18 protein-coding genes are annotated in these 16,130 nt (G+C 71.4%); 5 read left to right on the top strand and 13 right to left on the bottom strand.

Features of this window, described 5'->3' with window-relative positions; genetic code table 11:
- Window positions 1-55 precede the first annotated feature (55 nt).
- Entirely contained in the window at window positions 56-598 is a 543-nt protein-coding gene (locus ACVWWH_RS11075) for an SRPBCC family protein (RefSeq protein WP_066494160.1), read from the top strand.
- A gap of 78 nt (window positions 599-676) precedes the next feature.
- Here the strand turns inward: ACVWWH_RS11075 and ACVWWH_RS11070 are convergent, their stop codons facing one another.
- Both ACVWWH_RS11070 and ACVWWH_RS11065 read right to left on the bottom strand, forming a co-directional pair.
- On the bottom strand, window positions 677-2,029 hold the full coding sequence (locus ACVWWH_RS11070; RefSeq protein WP_457316617.1) for a protein kinase domain-containing protein: 1,353 nt from the start codon (window positions 2,027-2,029) through the stop codon (window positions 677-679).
- Between the two features lie 177 nt (window positions 2,030-2,206).
- Window positions 2,207-3,619: an aldehyde dehydrogenase family protein gene (locus tag ACVWWH_RS11065; RefSeq protein WP_457316693.1), complete on the bottom strand. Its 1,413-nt coding sequence runs from the start codon at window positions 3,617-3,619 to the stop codon at window positions 2,207-2,209.
- Window positions 3,620-3,851: 232 nt separating this feature from the next.
- Here ACVWWH_RS11065 and ACVWWH_RS11060 point away from each other — a divergent pair, with 232 nt between their 5' ends.
- Both ACVWWH_RS11060 and ACVWWH_RS11055 read left to right on the top strand, forming a co-directional pair.
- Window positions 3,852-4,274 carry an SRPBCC family protein gene (locus ACVWWH_RS11060; protein ID WP_457316616.1) on the top strand — a complete coding sequence of 141 codons (423 nt, stop codon included), beginning with the start codon at window positions 3,852-3,854 and terminating at the stop codon, window positions 4,272-4,274.
- A 40-nt stretch (window positions 4,275-4,314) separates the two neighbouring features.
- Entirely contained in the window at window positions 4,315-5,352 is a 1,038-nt protein-coding gene (locus ACVWWH_RS11055; protein WP_457316615.1) for a lactonase family protein, read from the top strand.
- Between the two features lie 54 nt (window positions 5,353-5,406).
- Here ACVWWH_RS11055 and ACVWWH_RS11050 read toward each other — a convergent pair whose 3' ends face one another.
- Entirely contained in the window at window positions 5,407-5,982 is a 576-nt protein-coding gene (locus ACVWWH_RS11050) for a hemerythrin domain-containing protein (protein ID WP_457316614.1), read from the bottom strand.
- Between the two features lie 137 nt (window positions 5,983-6,119).
- On the bottom strand, window positions 6,120-6,545 hold the full coding sequence (locus ACVWWH_RS11045; protein WP_457316613.1) for a YybH family protein: 426 nt from the start codon (window positions 6,543-6,545) through the stop codon (window positions 6,120-6,122).
- A 195-nt stretch (window positions 6,546-6,740) separates the two neighbouring features.
- On the opposite strand from ACVWWH_RS11045, the gene ACVWWH_RS11040 reads away from it, so the two are divergent.
- A complete protein-coding gene (locus ACVWWH_RS11040) occupies window positions 6,741-7,481 on the top strand; it encodes a hypothetical protein (protein ID WP_457316612.1) in 741 nt (246 codons plus the stop codon).
- 81 nt (window positions 7,482-7,562) lie between these two features.
- Here ACVWWH_RS11040 and ACVWWH_RS11035 read toward each other — a convergent pair whose 3' ends face one another.
- Window positions 7,563-8,225 (bottom strand): LysE/ArgO family amino acid transporter, encoded by a 663-nt coding sequence (locus ACVWWH_RS11035; protein ID WP_457316611.1) that lies wholly within the window; start codon window positions 8,223-8,225, stop codon window positions 7,563-7,565.
- 12 nt (window positions 8,226-8,237) lie between these two features.
- Between ACVWWH_RS11035 and ACVWWH_RS11030 the strand changes: the two genes are divergently transcribed.
- Entirely contained in the window at window positions 8,238-9,140 is a 903-nt protein-coding gene (locus tag ACVWWH_RS11030) for a LysR family transcriptional regulator ArgP (RefSeq protein WP_457316610.1), read from the top strand.
- 1 nt (window position 9,141) lies between these two features.
- Here ACVWWH_RS11030 and ACVWWH_RS11025 read toward each other — a convergent pair whose 3' ends face one another.
- The 8 genes from ACVWWH_RS11025 to ACVWWH_RS10990 form a co-directional block, all read right to left on the bottom strand.
- Window positions 9,142-9,993: an ABC transporter permease gene (locus ACVWWH_RS11025; RefSeq protein ID WP_457316609.1), complete on the bottom strand. Its 852-nt coding sequence runs from the start codon at window positions 9,991-9,993 to the stop codon at window positions 9,142-9,144.
- Window positions 9,994-9,995: 2 nt separating this feature from the next.
- Window positions 9,996-10,964, bottom strand: coding sequence for an ATP-binding cassette domain-containing protein (locus ACVWWH_RS11020; protein WP_447420466.1), 969 nt, complete (start codon window positions 10,962-10,964; stop codon window positions 9,996-9,998).
- Between the two features lie 83 nt (window positions 10,965-11,047).
- Window positions 11,048-11,599 (bottom strand): AAA family ATPase, encoded by a 552-nt coding sequence (locus tag ACVWWH_RS11015; protein ID WP_457316608.1) that lies wholly within the window; start codon window positions 11,597-11,599, stop codon window positions 11,048-11,050.
- A gap of 278 nt (window positions 11,600-11,877) precedes the next feature.
- The gene (locus ACVWWH_RS11010) at window positions 11,878-13,074 is read right to left on the bottom strand and encodes a CPBP family intramembrane glutamic endopeptidase (RefSeq protein ID WP_457316607.1); all 1,197 of its coding nucleotides are present in this window, start codon (window positions 13,072-13,074) and stop codon (window positions 11,878-11,880) included.
- 86 nt (window positions 13,075-13,160) lie between these two features.
- The gene (locus tag ACVWWH_RS11005) at window positions 13,161-13,886 is read right to left on the bottom strand and encodes a DUF998 domain-containing protein (RefSeq protein ID WP_457316606.1); all 726 of its coding nucleotides are present in this window, start codon (window positions 13,884-13,886) and stop codon (window positions 13,161-13,163) included.
- Between the two features lie 272 nt (window positions 13,887-14,158).
- Window positions 14,159-15,055, bottom strand: coding sequence for a hypothetical protein (locus tag ACVWWH_RS11000; protein WP_457316605.1), 897 nt, complete (start codon window positions 15,053-15,055; stop codon window positions 14,159-14,161).
- Window positions 15,003-15,596 carry a hypothetical protein gene (locus tag ACVWWH_RS10995; protein ID WP_457316604.1) on the bottom strand — a complete coding sequence of 198 codons (594 nt, stop codon included), beginning with the start codon at window positions 15,594-15,596 and terminating at the stop codon, window positions 15,003-15,005. The genes ACVWWH_RS11000 and ACVWWH_RS10995 overlap by 53 nt, the downstream gene beginning before the upstream one ends.
- 79 nt (window positions 15,597-15,675) lie before the next feature.
- A complete protein-coding gene (locus tag ACVWWH_RS10990) occupies window positions 15,676-16,128 on the bottom strand; it encodes an SRPBCC family protein (RefSeq protein ID WP_457316603.1) in 453 nt (150 codons plus the stop codon).
- Between the last annotated feature and the right edge of the window lie 2 nt (window positions 16,129-16,130).

Genomic DNA, 16,130 nt, shown 5'->3' with positions numbered 1-16,130 from the left:
TGCACACCACCTCACCCCGCTTGTATCCGTCCTGGGGTATGTTACGGAGCGCGACATGGAAGAGCTTGACGGCCAGTACGCCGAGATCGAGGGGCGCGGCCTGGTGACGTTCGTCCGGTCCTACGAGACCGGCGCCGGGGACCTGTGGGAGGCCGTCGCCACCGCCGACGGGCTCGACGGCTGGTTCCCCTCGCGCGTGGCGCTTGACCCCGACGCCGGGCTCGTGTCCTTCAGCGGCGACCCGAACGCGGAGCCGAGCAGCGGAAGGATCCTCGACTGGGAGCCGCCGAACCGATGGGCGTTCGCCTGGGGCGGCGACCTGATGGAGCTCGTGGTCGAGGGGACCGACGCCGCCGCGGAGCTCACGCTGCGCAACTGGCTCGCCGACTCCGCGACGGCCGCGCGCAACGCCGCGGGCTGGCACGTCTGCCTCGGCGAGCTGGAGAAGAGGCTCGGCGGTTCCCGCTCCTCCGGGCCGAGCGCCGGCGGCCCGGATGCCGGCGCGGCCGAGGATTCGCTCGACTGGCGAACGCTCTACGACGGCTACGTTGCGGCCGGGCTCCCGAGCGGCGCCCCCATCCCGGGCCAGACCCCCTAGCCCCCCCAACCCGTTTCGGGTACGCATCTCGTCGCGGATCCGACGTTTTGGGTACGCGGACGGGCGGCGGCCTGGGTGCTAGCCTCCAGCGCCGCCCTGCAGCGGAGCTTCGAGGGGCTTCCTCTCCTTGCCCTTGGTCTTCCCCGGCCTCGGGCTGGGCAGCGACGAGGTCGCGGGCGTCGTCAGACCGGGGTCGGTGGCCGCGGGATCCGCAGAGGGGCCGCCGGCAGGCGCAGTTGGGGATGCGGGCACTGGCTGGGCCGGCGGGGACGGCATCATCGCCGCGCGGAGCGCCAAGGGCACCACCACCAGCAGCGTGGCAATGATTCCGACGACGATCGCCGCCCTCACCAGCGCCTTGCCCTGAGTGCCCCGCCGCCCGCCAGCCCTCGCGCCGGCCGGAGGCGTCTTCGGCTGGCCGACAGGCGCGGCTGCCCAGCGCGCCGTCGAGACGTCCTGCCCGACCACGGGAGTTCGGGCCGTGGTGGGCCGGCTGTCCCCGGCGGGGAGCACGCGGGTCGGCGAAGGGACTGACTCGGCAGGGAGGACCTCGGTAGGGCCGCCCTGCGCCGGGACGGCGCCGGCGGCCGGAAGCTCACCGCGGAGGACGCCCAGGATCTCGGCTGCGGTCGGGCGGTCTGCGGCGTCGCGCGCCGTCATCCGGGCCAGCAGAGGTGCCCAGGGCTCGCCCAGGTCCTCGGGGATCCTGGGGGAGCGCAGGAGCCGGGCCACGGCGGCCTCCACCGCGCCGCCTGTGAATTCCATCGACCCCTTGAGGCATTCGAGCAGCACCAAGCCGAGGGAGTAGATGTCCGACGCGGGCCCGACCTTCTCGCCGCGGGCCTGTTCGGGACTGAGGTAGTTGGCGGTGCCGATCGTCGTGTTCGTCACCGTGAGCCGGGACGCGTCGGTCAGCCGGGCGATCCCGAAGTCAGTCAGCTTCGCGGGCAGGCGCCGCCCCGGTCCGGCGTCGGGGACGAGGATGTTGGCCGGCTTGATGTCGCGGTGCACGATCCCGAGCGAATGCACGCAGGCCAGCGCGCCGGCGAGGTCGAGACCGAGCTGCCGCACGTCGTCGGGCGTGAGCGGGCCTGAGGCGAGCCGCTTCCGCAGGTCGGTGCCGTGGACGAACTCCATGACCAGGTAGGCCACGTGGTGGGTGCCGTCGTCCTGCGCGTCGGTGCCGGCGTCGTAGAGCCGGACGAGGCTGGGGTGGTTGAGGCGGGCGAGGACCTGCATCTCGCTGCGCCGGCGCTCCTCACGACGGGGGTCGGAGGCGTGGGCGCGGAAGGTCTTGACCGCCACGTCGCGGCCCAGGACTTCGTCCCGGGCCCGGTGGACGGTGGCCATCGCCCCGCTGCCAGCGAGCTCGAGGAGCCGGTACCTGCCGCCGACGAGGACGGGGTCTCGCCCCGTGTCGCTCTCGGCCACCCTGTGCCCCTCCTCGCCCTGCCGAATCCGGTAGATCAAGCCTAGTGGACGGGGCCGCCCGGGCGCTCCTCTGCACGAGGCGCCAGAGGGGGTGCCGACGCGGCGTCGGCACCCCTCTGGGACTTAGATATGGCTTACGCAGCATATCTCAGCGCGTATATTCCTCAATGGCGATGTCTATCCGTGGATGACCTGGGGTTGGCCAAGGGCCTTGAGTCCTTCGGTGCCGAATTCGAGGCCGTAGCCGGATTGCTTGGCGCCGCCGAAGGGGGCCATGGGGTGGACGGTGCCGTGGGCGTTGATCCAGACGGTGCCGGCTTCGAGGCGGTGGGCGACCTCACGGGCGGCGTCGGTGTCGGTGGCCCAGACGGAGGCGCCGAGGCCGACCTCAAGGGCGTTGGCCATCTGCACGGCGTCGTCGAGGTCGGTGTATCTGATGATGGGCAGGGCGGGGCCGAACTGCTCCTCGGTGACGAGGGGGTTGGTGTTGTCGATGTCGGCGACCAAGGTGGTGGGGTAGAAGTAGCCGGCCTGGTCCCCTGCGGGGTTGCCGCCGAGGAGGATGCGGGCGCCGGAGTCCTTGGCGGCCTGGACGAGGTCTTTGACGATGGCGTGCTGGGAGGCGTTCTGCAGGGGACCGAGGAGGTTGGCCTCGTCCAGGCCCGGGCCCATGGGCACGGTGCGGGCGTAGTCGGTGAGGGCGGTGCAGACCTGGTCGTAGAGGTCGGTGTGGACGTAGAGGCGCTTGAGGGCGGCGCAGGTCTGGCCGGTGTTGATGAAGGCGCCCCAGAAGATGCCCTCGGCGATCGCGTGCGGGTCGGCGTCGGGCAGGACGATGCCGGCGTCGTTGCCGCCGAGCTCGAGGGTGAGGCGCTTCACGGTGTCCGCGCTGGAGCGGATGATGGCCTTGCCGGCGCCGGTGGAGCCGGTGAACATGACCTTGGCGACGGCGGGGTGCCCGGCGAGGGCGGAGCCGACCTGCCGGTCGCCGGCGACGACGGTGAGGATGCCGTCGGGGAGGGCCTCGTTGATGACGCGGATGAGGGCCAGGACGGACAGGGGGGTGTAGCTGGAGGGCTTGACGATGGCGGCGTTGCCCATGCGCAGGGCGGGGGCGATCTGCCAGACGGTGATCATCATGGGCCAGTTCCAGGGGCCGATGGCCCCGACGATGCCCAGGGGCCGGTAGTGGAGCACGGCGCGGGTGGTGCCGTCGTCGACGACCGTCTCGGGCTCCAGGGCGGTGGCGGCGGCGGCACGGAGCCATGCCGCGCAGGCGCCGACCTCGAAGCGGGCGTTGGGGCCGTTGAGGGGCTTGCCCTGCTCGCGGGAGAGGATCCGGGCCAGTTCCTCGGCGCGGGCCTCGACCGCGTCCGCCGCCGCGACCAGCGCGGCCGAGCGGGCCTCATGCCCGGCCGCGGCCCAGGCCGGCTGGGCCGCCTTCGCCGCGTCGATCGCAGCCTCGAGCTCGGCCAGCCCGTGCACCGGCGCGACACCGACGAGCTCGCCGGTGGCCGGATCGAACAGCTCCTGCCCGGGCGCCCCCGGCGCCGCCGCGATCGCATCCAGCAGGGAATCCGTGGTCTGCAGGGTCTCCATCGAGTCCTCCTCATCGAGTGCTGTGTCCATCCCAGAGTGCGGCCGGTGCCGACGGCCCGGCTTGGCATGGCGTGCCCGCCGCTTGTCCGTGGGCGCACGGTTGGAAGGGGTCGTCGGCACGGCCCTGTACCCGGAATGGCGAAGTGGCGACGAGATGCGTACCCGGAACGGTGAAACGGCGACGAGATGCGTACCCGAAACGGGGGAGGGGTAGCGTGGGCGCGTGTCCGAGTTCCGCCATCTGAGCGTCCCCATCGCCCAGTCCCCCCGCGCCGTCTCCGCGTTCGCCGGCAACCCGGCCAACCTCCCGCGCTGGGCGGCCGGACTGGTCGCGGGCATCCGTGAGGAGCGTGGGCGCTGGCTCGCCGACTCGCCGCTGGGCGCCATCGAGGTGCGGTTCGTCGGAGACACCTCCGCCGGAATCCTCGACCACGAGGTCGTGCTCCCGGACGGCACCACCGTGCTGAACCAGTTCCGGATCCTCGCGGACGGGCCGCACAGCCTCGCCGTCTTCCACCTCCGCCGCGGGGAGGGCGTCGGCGACGCGGAGTTCGACTCGGACGCGGCCGCCGTCCAGGCCGACCTCGAAACCCTGCGGCGTCTGCTCGAGGGCGGCGCGTGTGTCCCCGGGGCCCACAGCGGGTAGCAGCGACAGGGAGAGCACCCGACCACGGAAAGGATGCACCGTGACCCAGCAGACCCCGCTCGTCGCCATCGCCTGCGCGGAGGCTGGCGCCGTCGACCTCCTCTCCCTCGACACGCAGACGGGACAGCTCGAGCACTCGGGCCGGATCGGCGGCCTGGACGGCGCCGCGGCCCTAGCCTTCGGCCCCGACGGCACGCTCTACGCAGGGAGCAACGGGAGCCGGCCCCGCGCCGTCGTCCTCCATCCCGACGGCGAGACCGGGGAGGAGCGCCGGCTGCCCGCCTCGACCTGCTTCATCGCGGTCGCCCCCGACGGCCGCGCGCTGTTCAGCGCCTCGTACGGGGAGGGCCGCCTGGACCGCGTCCCGCTCCCCGGGGGTGAGGACGACGCCGGCCCCGTCACCTACGCGACCGGGCGCAACACGCACTGCGCGGCCGCCAGCCCCGACGGGCGCTTCCTCTACGCGACCTCCCTCGGCGACGACCGGGTGAGCTGGTTCCCCCTGGACGGGGACGCCGCCCGGTCGGGGGTGCGCGAGCCCAGCGGGCACGTGGCGACCGAGCCCGGGTGGGGCCCCCGGTACCTGCGGTTCAACCACGCCGGAGACCGCGCGTACGTGGTGCACGAGCTCTCCGGGGCCATCGCGGTCTACGGCAGGGAGGCGGAGAACGGCCGCCTCGAGCTCCTCCAGCGCACCTCCGCCGTGGCCGGGCTGGACCTCCACCCGGGAGTGGTCCGGTCGGCGCAGACCCCGGACCCGGGCCCCGGCGTGGTCTGGGCCGCGGACCTGAGGATCACTCCGGACGAGCGCTTCCTCTACACGACCGAGCGGTCCTCGGGGACCCTGGCGTGCTTCGCGCTCCGGGAGGGTCTGCTCGAGTTCCTCGGCCGGGTCGAGACCGAGCAGGTGCCCGGGAGCGCGGCGATCGACCCGACCGGCCAGTTCCTCCTCGTGGCGGGCGAGGGCTCGCACGCCGTGACGAGCTACAGGATTGCCGAGGACGGCTCGCTCTCGGCCGTCTCGAGGGCCCGGACGAGTGCCGGCCCGGTCGCCGTCGAATGCGGGGCGATCGCCTAGCCGCGGGCCCGAGCCTTCGAGGCCCGAGCCCTCGGGCCGGCGCGCCGGCGTCCGTCAGCCGGTGTGCCGGCCCGTGAGCTTGTCCCGGAGACGGTCCACCATGCCCACCCCGGCGCCCACGGTCTTGTGGAACAGCTCCGAATGCGGCGCGTGGGGGTGCGGCCGGGTCGGCGCGACCTTCTTGGCCTTCTCCACCTTCTTGCCGAGGTCGATCAGTTCGTCGTAGGGGATATGGGCCCGCAGCTTGGGGAACTGGTCCGTTTCCTCGTCGTTGGCGTGGTGCCGCAGCTTCCCCTCCAGGTCCCGGACGACCTCGATGAAGCGTGCATCCGCGGCGTCGATCCTCTCCAGCTCCTTCATGAGGTCGACGATCTCGGCGTGCTCGCCCTTGTCGTGCTCGACCTCCTCCTTCCCATCGGGGACGTGCTTCTCGACGACGGGGTAGACGTACATCTCCTCGGCGACGGCATGGCGCATGACCTCGGCGATCACGGTGTCCGCGAGCTCACGCCGGGTCGAGGAATCGGCCGCCCCCTCGATCCGGGCGATCAGCTCGACCATCTCCTGGTGGTCGCGGGTCAGGATGTCCACGACGTCCGGTTCGGTGGGGCCTGCTGGCGTCTGGGTCATGGGGATCTCCTTGAGGGTTCTCGGCGCTCGCGTGCGGCTGCCGATTACCCCGCCGCTCCCGGGGCAATCACCGCTGGCCGGACAACTTCGCCCTGCCCCCTCGGGCGAGCCTGGAAGAAGGCGCTGCCGCGCGGGAGTCAGCCGGTGGGGCGGATCGGCCCGTCGGGGTGCGGGGTCGTGAGCGGATCGGCGTGCCGGCTGACCAGCTGCCAGCCATCGCCCTCCAACCGGAAGGTGGTCGTGACGCGCAGATCGAAGGGCGAGCGCTCATCGCGACCGCCGATCTTGGTCTCCCAGTGCTCGTGCTCGAACAGCGTGACGAGATCAGCGCCGACGTAGCGAGAGACTTCCTCGAACCGAACAGGCGACCCATCACGGAATTTCGATGAAGCGAAGTCCAGCGCCTGCGAAACCGCATCCCAGCCCCGCGAGGAGCCGCCGAAGGGGTTCGCCAGAAGCACGTCACCGCCGCGCGCGTACAGTGCCTTGATCGGCGCCGGATCGCCCACGGCAAATGCGTGCAATCCAGAGTGGTATTGGTCGATGACCTGCTCGATGCCCATGACTGACCCTCCAGTTGAGTTCTACCTCGGCCCCTCCGGGCGGACAAGGGGTGGACCCGGCGGGGATGCATCTCGGGCCGCTCACCCAGGGCCGGACACCCCCCTCGTCGCCGGCGGAATCCGACGTACCGGACCTGCGGGAAGCCGCTGCCAGCGCGCATGGTGGAGCGGCCCGGATGGTGCGACACTGACGCCATGCTGGACTTGGCGTCGAAGCTGTCCACGCTTCCGGAGGCATGGGCTGCGTCGCCTTGGCCGGACCACGAGCACCTGAAGGGCTGGGGGGTCTTCGGGCTGCCGTTCGACTCCGGGCACGTCCTTGCGCTGCGGGTCTTTCCGGAGAGCGATTTCGGTCCCTACCGGAGCCTGTGGCATCGGGACCCGGACGGCCGGTGGTCCATCTTCGTTGACGGTCCTCGGCTGGACACGGCTTGCCCGCGCTACTACGGCGCGGCCTGCGAATACACCGGGTTCGCGCACATCGGGCTCGTCTGGACGGGCCCGGCATCCTTGCAGGTGACCATGGACCGTCCTTCGCTGGACTGGACCCTGACTGCCTCCTCGAGCTGGACCCTCGGTGTGGTGAACGCGATCAGCTCCCTGTTGCCGCTGGCCACCTGGCGCCCGCGGTGGCTGGTGCGGGGCCGCGAACGCCTGGCGGGTGCGCTGGGCACCGGACGCATGGAGTTCTCTGGCGTGATGCCCAGCGGGCATGCCGGCACGTTCATGCCACGGCAGATGTATTTTGTCGACGAGGCGCGGGCCACGTTCGGAGGCGTTGACCTCGGACATCCCGTTCGCGCGAGCGAGAACCCGAGGATCGGCGCCCTGCCGCTGCCAGCGCGCGGTGTTCTGGCCATCGGCCAAGCCGTCTGGCAGATCAAGGACCCAGACGAGTACCTCCGCACCCGTTCCGAGTCTGCTGGAGGATCCTGAGGCGATCCGGAAACTGCACACGTCAGGCGCCGGGGAGGGGCCCCGGGACGGCGAAGGCCTGGATGCTGCAGTTCCTGACGGTCACCCGCCGAACAGGAGCATCCCCGCGAGGCCGACCATGAGCACCGCCACGGCCCCGTCCAGCACGCGCCACGACGCGGGCCGGGCGAAGAACCCGCTCAGCGCCCGCGCTCCGTAGCCGATGAGCGGGAACCACAGGGCGCTCGCCGAGGCCGCGCCGACGCCGAACGCCCACCGCCCCTCGCCCTGCGCGTTGGCGAGGGAGCCCAGCAGGACGAGGGTGTCGAGGTACACGTGCGGGTTGAGCCAGGTCAGTGCGAGGACGGTCGCGAGCGTGGCCCCCAGCGTCGCGGCGCCGGCGCCCGCGGCGGCCTGCAGCGCGCCCGGCCGCAGGGCCCGCTGGGCCGCGAAGAACCCGTAGGTGAGAAGGAACGCGGCACCGACCCAGCGGATCACCTGCAGGACCACGGGCGCGCCCTGGACCGCCGCGCCGATCCCGGCGACGCCGGCGAAGATCAGCACGGCGTCGCTCAGCGCGCACAGCACCACGACGGGCAGCACCCACTCGCGCTTGATCCCCTGCCGGAGCACGAACGCGTTCTGCGCGCCGATCACCACGATGAGGCCGAGGCTGGCGCCGAACCCGGCGAGATAGGAGAGGAGCACCCTCCGACGGTACGAGCCGGACTTATGAAGATCAACTAACGATATCTGCATCTGCATTAGCATCTCTTCATGGACTTGGAGCAGCTGCGGGCGCTCGCCGCCGTCGTGGACCAGGAGACGTTCGAGGCCGCGGCGGACGAGCTGCGCATCACGCCCTCGGCCGTGAGCCAGCGGATCAAGGCGCTCGAGCGCTCGGTGGGCAGCGTGCTCGTGCGCCGGCTCAAGCCGGTGGTGCCCACCCCGGCGGGGGAGCGGCTGCTGCGCTCCGCCCGCCAGCTGCTCCTGCTCGCCGACGAGGCGCTGCTCGCCCTCCGTTCGGACCGGACGCACGACGCCGGCCGGGCGGGTTCCGCGGGAACCGGCACCGAGCTGCTGCGCGTGCCGATCGTGGCCAACGCGGACTCGATCGCCACCTGGCTGCCCCCCGCGATCCGCGAGGTGGCGCTGGGAGGCCGGATCGCCGTCGAGCTCCTGCGCGACGACGAGCATGCCACCGCGGACCTGCTCCGCTCGGGCGACGCCGTCGGCGCGGTCACCGCAGACCCGCGGCCCGTCCAGGGTTGCAGCGTGCGGCCGCTCGGGACGATGGTGTACCGGGCGAAGGCGTCGGCGGAGTTCGCCGCGCGCTGGTTCCCCGGGGGCGCCACACCGGAGGCGCTCGGGGCGGCGCCCGTCATGCAGTACGACCGCAAGGACAGCCACCAGCTCGCGCTCCTGGCCCGGGTGGCGCCCGAGGCCACGCCCCCGCAGCACTTCATCCCCGACTCCGTGCAGTACGTCGAGGCCGTGCACGCCGGGCTCGGCTGGGGCATGGTGCCCGACCAGCAGGACCCCGACGGCTCGCTCGTGGAGCTCGACCCGGCCTGGCGGGAGGACCTCAGGCTCTACTGGCAGTCGTGGACGCTCGACTCGCCCGGCCTCGCGGAGGTGGGCGACGCCGTCGTGCGCGCCGCCGCGGTGCTGCGGCACTGAGTCAGAGCCGCCGCCCGAACCCCCGCACGGCGAGGGCGAGGAAGACGACGGCGAAGACCACGGTGATCGCCAGCTCGGTCCAGATCGAGAGCGTCCAGCCGAAGAGCGTGACATCGCTCGGGAACCGGGCCAGCGCCGCGGCCGGGAGGTTCTGGGCCCCGAACACCACCGAGCGCAGCGGCGCCACGGCGTAGGTCAGCGGATTGAGCCGGGTGAGGATGTCGAGCCACAGCGGCAGCCCGGCGAGCGGGAACAGGGCGCCCGAGAGGAAGATCATCGGCAGCAGCACGAGCTGCATGACCATCTGGAAGCCCTCCATTCGCGTGATGCGGCTCGCCACGAACACCCCGAACGCCGTGAGCGCCGCGGCCATGACGAATTCGATGGCGATCACCGCGGCGACGGTCGGGACCGTCAGGTCCACCCCGACCAGCGGGGCGAGCACGAGCATGATGGTGCCCTGTCCCGTGGCCACCGTCGCCCCGCCGGCCGTCTTGCCCGCCACGAGTGCCCAGCGCGGCACCGGCGCCACGAGCATCTCGCGCAGGAACCCGAACTCCCGGTCCCACACGATGGAGATCGCGCTGAAGATCGAGGTCGACACGACGCTCATCGCCACGATCCCCGGGAACACGAACTTGCGGAAGTCCAGCCCGCCCGTGGAGCCCACCAGGCTCCCCATGCCGTAGCCGAGCACGAACAGGAACAGGAGCGGCTGCGCGAGCCCGGTGAGGATACGCGAGGGCGTCCGCACGTAGCGCAGCAGCTCACGCTGCCAGACCATGCCGATCGTGCCGAGGGAGACCGCCCCGAGGGAGACCATGCCGACCGAGGCCATCCTGGTGGATGCCATCTCTACCTCCTGCTCCGCCATGCCGGCGGGAACGCCTGCTGCTCGCTCTGGTCGCGGATCTGCCGGCCCGTGTAGTGCAGGAACATGTCGTCCAGGGACGGCTCATGGATCTGGGCCGAGAGGACGCTGCCGTCGAGCAGCGCAATCACCGCGGGAAGCGCGGTCGCGGCGTGCGCGGCCTCCACGGCGAGCCGGCCCCCGTCTGTGGTGCAGCGGTAGCCGGAGGCCTCGAGCGTGAGCCGCGCCGCGGCGTCGTCCGCCGTGTGCAGGAGGATGCTCTCCGCCCCCGCGGCCGCCTTGAGCTCCTCCGGGGTGCCCAGCGCGATGAGCCGGCCGTGGTCGATGATCCCGATCCGGTCGGCGACCTCGGCCTCGTCCATGTAGTGGGTCGTCAGGAACACCGTCACCCCCTCCTCGCGGCGCAGCGTGAGGATGTCCTCCCACATGACCGACCGGGTCTGCGGGTCGAGCCCGATCGTGGGCTCGTCGAGGAAGAGCACCGCCGGCGTGTGCAGCATGGCGCGCGCGATCTCGAGGCGGCGGGCCATGCCGCCGGAGAACGTCGCGACGAGGTCCTTCCGGCGCGCCGAGAGGCCCACGAGTTCGAGGACATGGGCGATCCTGGCAGCCCGCTGCGCTCGCGGGACCCCGTACAGCACGGCGTGGAAGCGGAGGTTCTCCTCGGCCGTGAGCTGCTTGTCCAGCGTGGTCTCCTGGAACACGAGGCCGATGTGCGCGCGGACCTCGTGGGGGTCGGCCACGACGTCGAACCCGCCCACGCTCGCCGTCCCCGAGGTGGGGGAGGCGAGGGTGCACAGGACGTTGATCGCGGTCGACTTCCCGGCCCCGTTCGGCCCGAGGAAGGCGAACACCTCACCGGTCGCGACGTCGAAGCTCAGACGGTCGACGGCGGTGACCTCGCCGAACGTCTTGACCAGATCGTGGACGCGGATGGCTGGCGCTCCGTCCATACAGCGAGGCTACGCAGGCGCCTCCGCCGGGCGTCAGGGCCGATGGGCCCGGCGCAGGACGGCGCCGTCCACGCCGCGGGCGATCACGGGGCCTGGGTCCCGGCGCGCGCCACCGCGGACTCCAGTGCGTCCAGGGCCTCCAGCACACCGGCGCCGCCGGGGAGCCGGGTGGCGGACGTCCGGGTCAGCATGAAGGCCTCGAACGTGCGGACGGTCGTCGTCAGGTCCTCGGGGAGGCTGCCGTGCGGGTCACGGTCCCCCGCGGTCCCGGTGCGTGCGTGAAGGCGCGTCCCAGCCGTCGCGGGGTCGATCGCCAGGGCCGTCTCGACGAAGGATGCGCCGCAGGCGTCGGCGACGGCCTCGAGACGCCCGATGAACTCGGGCCGGCGCAGGTACTGCGGCACGAGGACGTCGTGGTCGCTGCGCAGGTGCGCCCCGATCGCGGCGACGGCGATGTCGCGTGCCGCCAGGCCGGCGTCCATGAGCCGGTGGCGCCAGCCGCCGAGCATCGACCTGATCGTGTCGATGTCGAGCCCGAGCGGCAGCTCCGGCGCATGCCGCTCGCACCACGCCCGCGCCAGCGTCGTCTTGCCGCTCCCGGGCACCCCATTGATGAGAATCAGCCTGCGGGTCACACTCTCATCATCCGGCACCGGGCGCCGTCGGCGCCCACGCCTGACGCTGGTGGGGTCAGATGGCCCGCAGGCGCTGGACGGAACGCCCACTGGGAAGGATGACCATGGAGCCGACGGCGGCGGAGATCCTGGACGGGTACGGAAGAGCCTGCGATCAGCTCGAGGAGTTCCTCGTCGAGGCCGGCCCAGACGGCTTGTCGCGCGGGAGCAGCGGGACCCGCTGGAGCAACGAGCAGCTGCTGTTCCACATGGTCTTCGGGTACATGGTCGTCAGGGCCCTACTCCCGCTGGTCCGCGTCGTGGCCCGCCTGCCCGTCCCGGCACGCAGGGCCTTCGCCGCCGCCCTGGATGCCTCGGCAGCGCCATTCGACTGGGTCAACTACTGGGGCTCCTGCGCCGCCGCCCTCGTCTATGGACGGAGAAGGATGGCCCGGAAGCTGCGCTCGACGACGGCGGCCCTCGCCCGCAGCCTGCGCGGGGAGGACGAGCTGTCCCTGCGCCGCTGGATGCCCTTCCCCCGTCGGTGGGACCCCTTCTTCACCGACCACATGACGCTGCGCGACGTCTACGCCTACCCCACGCGGCACTTCGACTTCCACGCCCGCCAGCTCACCCTCCGCGCCCCGGAATGAGGGGGCAGGAAGAAGGCGGCGGCTCCGTCGGCGCTCGACCGCCGTCACTGCAGCCACGATGCTCCACAGCGCTGCACCGAAGAGGAGGTTGAAGACCACGTCGGGGGCACCAGCCATCGCCGCCGAACCGAGGAGGAAACCGAGCGTGGTCATCGGTGCATGCATGAGCGCAGCCACCAGCACGCTCCTGGTATGGCTGTAGGCCCACGCCACGAGCACCCTGTAGGGCAGGAGCCAGGCGAAGAGGTTCACAGGCACCGCGAGTTCCCGCGGAACCGCGCCGTAGGCCGCCCCGGCGTACAGCGGAAGGTGCAGCACGGACCACAGCAGCCCCACGATGAGGCCGGCCGCCACCACTCCATGCCGCTTGAGCAGGTCCTCGGTAGCGAAGCCGGTCCACGCGATCTCTTCGAAGAGGCCGGCGACCACCCCCGCCACCAGGGCCGTCCCCAGCAGGGCGGTCGGGTCATCGGCGGTGACGATGCCGGGGACGTACACCGCCGAGGTCAGCGACAGCGCCCCTTGGATGCCGACCCAGACGAGGGGTGCGGCCAGCAGGGCGAAGGCGTACCAGAGCGGGCCCACCCGCCGGCGGAACAGCCTCGACCGCAGGCCGTGCAGGGCTGCCCTCCCGGAGGAGAGGGCAACCACCGAGACGGCGATCAGGGCGTAGACGAGAGGGCCTGCCACGGCAGCCACCAGCATGACCGGACCGAGGTCTGCCGCTGTGGCCACTTCGGCGTCTGTGCCCGACAGACGGGTCGGGTCCGAGAACGCGCCAGGGCCGGCGAGGACCAGGGCCGGACCGAAGGCCAGGACGAAGACCAGGGTGTAGAAGATCACCACCGCGTGCCTTCGGATGAAGGCCCGCGCGGAGGCGCGCCGTCTTGTCGCCGTGCCCAGTTCCCTTCGTGCGCCCTGACGTCGGCTCAGGCCGCCGCACCCCGCCCCGGGCGCCGCCCCGTGCCGTGGGGAGCGTGTGCCCCGCCGAGCTCGTGGCGGTCCACCATGATGGCGAGGACTATGAGCCAGGCGAAGTACGCGTAGGCATTGATCCGCTCGAACCCGCCGGCCCACGGAGTGTTGTCCTGGTCGAATCCGCCGATCGCGATGCCCGAAGCAGCTCCGAATACGACAACCACTGCCAGCGACCCGAGCGCGTACAGGCGGAACCATCCTCGGTAGGCGACGGCTGAAAGGATCATCGTCGCCATGACGCTCGCACTGAAGATGAGCGACAGGGTCGCGTGCATGGTGTCGTTGACCCCCGGCTGCATGCCGCGCGAGTTCATGGCCCAGAACGTGTGGGTGGGGATGCCGACGACCACGAAGCCTGCGACGCCGATCGCGCCGATCCACCACAGGGCGCTTCTGCGCCGTGCCACGGTGAGGAGCCCCAAGGAGAACGCCAGCAGCAGCACTGCGTGGACCAGGATGACGGCCACCATCAACGGGCGGACCGGGGAGCCGAATGCCGTGAGCTCGCTGATCCACTGGTCCCGGAAGCTGTACCCGTCATACCAGAGCGCCGACACCAGATCCCCGGCGACGTACACGGCGACCGCCGGTATCGGGGCCATGATGAGGACCCTCTGGGCGCCTCTGCGGTGCCACCATCGCGAGGCCGCCGTGCCGTTGCCCCCCACGAGATCCATCGTGCGCCACCTCCCGCCTCCATGGTTGGCCCCGCAGCGCGCTGCGGTGCAGAGGAGAACGTCCCCACCGCCTCCCTGGCCCCCCGGTATTCCGGCGCACCTTACCGGGCCAGCGGGAGGCACGAGGGACTTGGACCCTAGAAGGCCTCGTCAGGAGGCCTCGGGGAGTCCGTAGCCCTTGGTCCCGCAAGTATCGACAGCCGCGAAGCCCGTAGGACAGCACCTGGGCCGCAACCACCGTGCAGGAGGCCAAGGCAGAACGTGCTGTCTGCTCACGGCGCTGTCCCCGGGCGCAGATGCAATCTCCGAATTCTGGCGGCTGCGCGGTGGGGAGCGAGGAACCAGACCAATACCGCGAGGCTGGCTGCACTGATGATGAGATGGACGACGACGACGGCAGCGTCGGTCCGGATGCCACCGGCGAGGTTGTCGACGACGGCCGCGACAGCGAAGACCACCCCGCCGAGTGCGGAGACCAGCAGCAGGCCGGGCGCCGCCGTGTAGCCGAAAGGCCGCCTGGCCCACAGCAGGACCCCACCCATGATCAATACGGGGGTGCCGAGGATCCAGTCGGCGACCCAGTGCCCGCGCCAGGCCGCCTCGGTCCCGCCGCTGCCGAAGGCGCCGATCGCGGTGGCGACAAGCCCGGCGTAGGCGAGCACACCGATCACCGTCAAAATCACCCCTACTGTCCGGGCCGGCGAGCCGGCGAAGCGCTCGCGCAGGGCCCTTCCGTCGATCGCGGTCGCCAGGGCAGCTACACCGTAGGCGGCTGCGAGGAAGGCCACGACATCGGTCACGAGCAGCGGCGTGAACGGCGCGCCGATCAGGTAGGGGAGATAGGCGTAGGCCAGATAGAACAGGCCGCCTGGCCACAGCAGCAGCGCGGTCAGTGAACGACGCCGCGCCAGCCACGAGGCAACCAGCACAAGCAGCACGGCGATCAGGTTCGCCACATCCGCGCCGGGGGAGATCAGGACCGACTGCGACAGTGCATACCTACCGGCTCCGCTCGTCAGCCCGACGGCCGAAGCCAGCACGGCTGCCGCGGCGGCCGCCAGGGAGGCCACGGTCGCGTGCCGTGACCCCTGTCCCAGCGGAGTGCTCTTATCCATTTCACTCACCTCGTTCGCTTGGGATTTCGCCCCCGCGCCCGAGTCGCCCGTCATCCGAGGGCGCCTGTTGCGGCATGCGTGCCTGTTCTGGCTGGGGCTTCCTCGGACCCCCTGGGCACCTGAGTGCCTTGTTCCTGAGGACCCAGACTCCCAGCAGGATCAGCCAGAGGCTGTACAGCAGGCCGGCGGCCGAGCTGATGTACGAGTACATTCCGGCGGCGCGGCTTCCGCCGCTGATCACCGTCTCCATGTAGTCGCTGCCGGCGACGAGCACGAGGGCGGCGTGGAGTGTCCCAGATGCCAGGACGACGTCGCCGGTCCAGGAGTGCTTCCCTTTCAGAAGCCGCCGCAACGCGCCGATGAAGACGACGAGTCCAGCAATGTAGAGGGCGTCGATCAGCTTGGTGGTGATCGCGACCGCGCTCGTCCGTGCGGCGAAGTCGGCGAACCTGGCCGCGTCGAGCAGCGTCGGAGGAGGGCCAGGCAGGACGTACAGCGGACTCGCCAGAATCAGGAGTGCTCCGGCGCCGGTCGCTGACAGTCCGGCCAGCCGGCGTGCCTCCACCGCCCGGAGATCGGGCTGGACGGTGTCCATGGCACCACAGTGATCCGCTGCTGGCTGCGGTAGAAGTACCGAAGGTCCCAGCGGCCTAGTTCGCTGGGGCTGCCCACGGCTAGTCGGAGCGGCTCTGGGAGGGACTCTCGAGACGTGCCTTGAGGCTGGACCAGATCCGCTGCTCCTGCCTGCGCCCGAGCGCGTCCAGCAGCGGGGCGGCAAGCTTCAGGATCCCTTTGGGCCGCAGGTCCCAGGACCAGCTCATCCGTGTCCCGCCCGCGTCGGGGACGAAGGTGAGGGCACCGCTGATGTCCGCGGTGGCCATGCGCGTGGAGGATCCGAGGCGGCTCGGCCGGGCGTACTCCGTCACCTCGAGTTCGAACGGCGTGGACCTCCTGCCCGAGGCCGCCACGACGCGCCACTGGGTTCCGACGCCGATCGGCCCCGGAGTCGTCTTCTCGACACTGCGCAGCTGCGGGTTGTAGGCCGGTTCGTTGCGCTCATCGGCGACGAAGTCGAAGACTTCCTCGACCTGGCGCCGGATGAAGATGGAGCCACTGATCCTGCTCATGC

Source organism: Sinomonas sp. RB5 (assembly GCF_054063535.1).
Note: the sequence above shows the minus strand (reverse complement) of the source record. Positions and strands in the feature narration are given on the sequence as shown.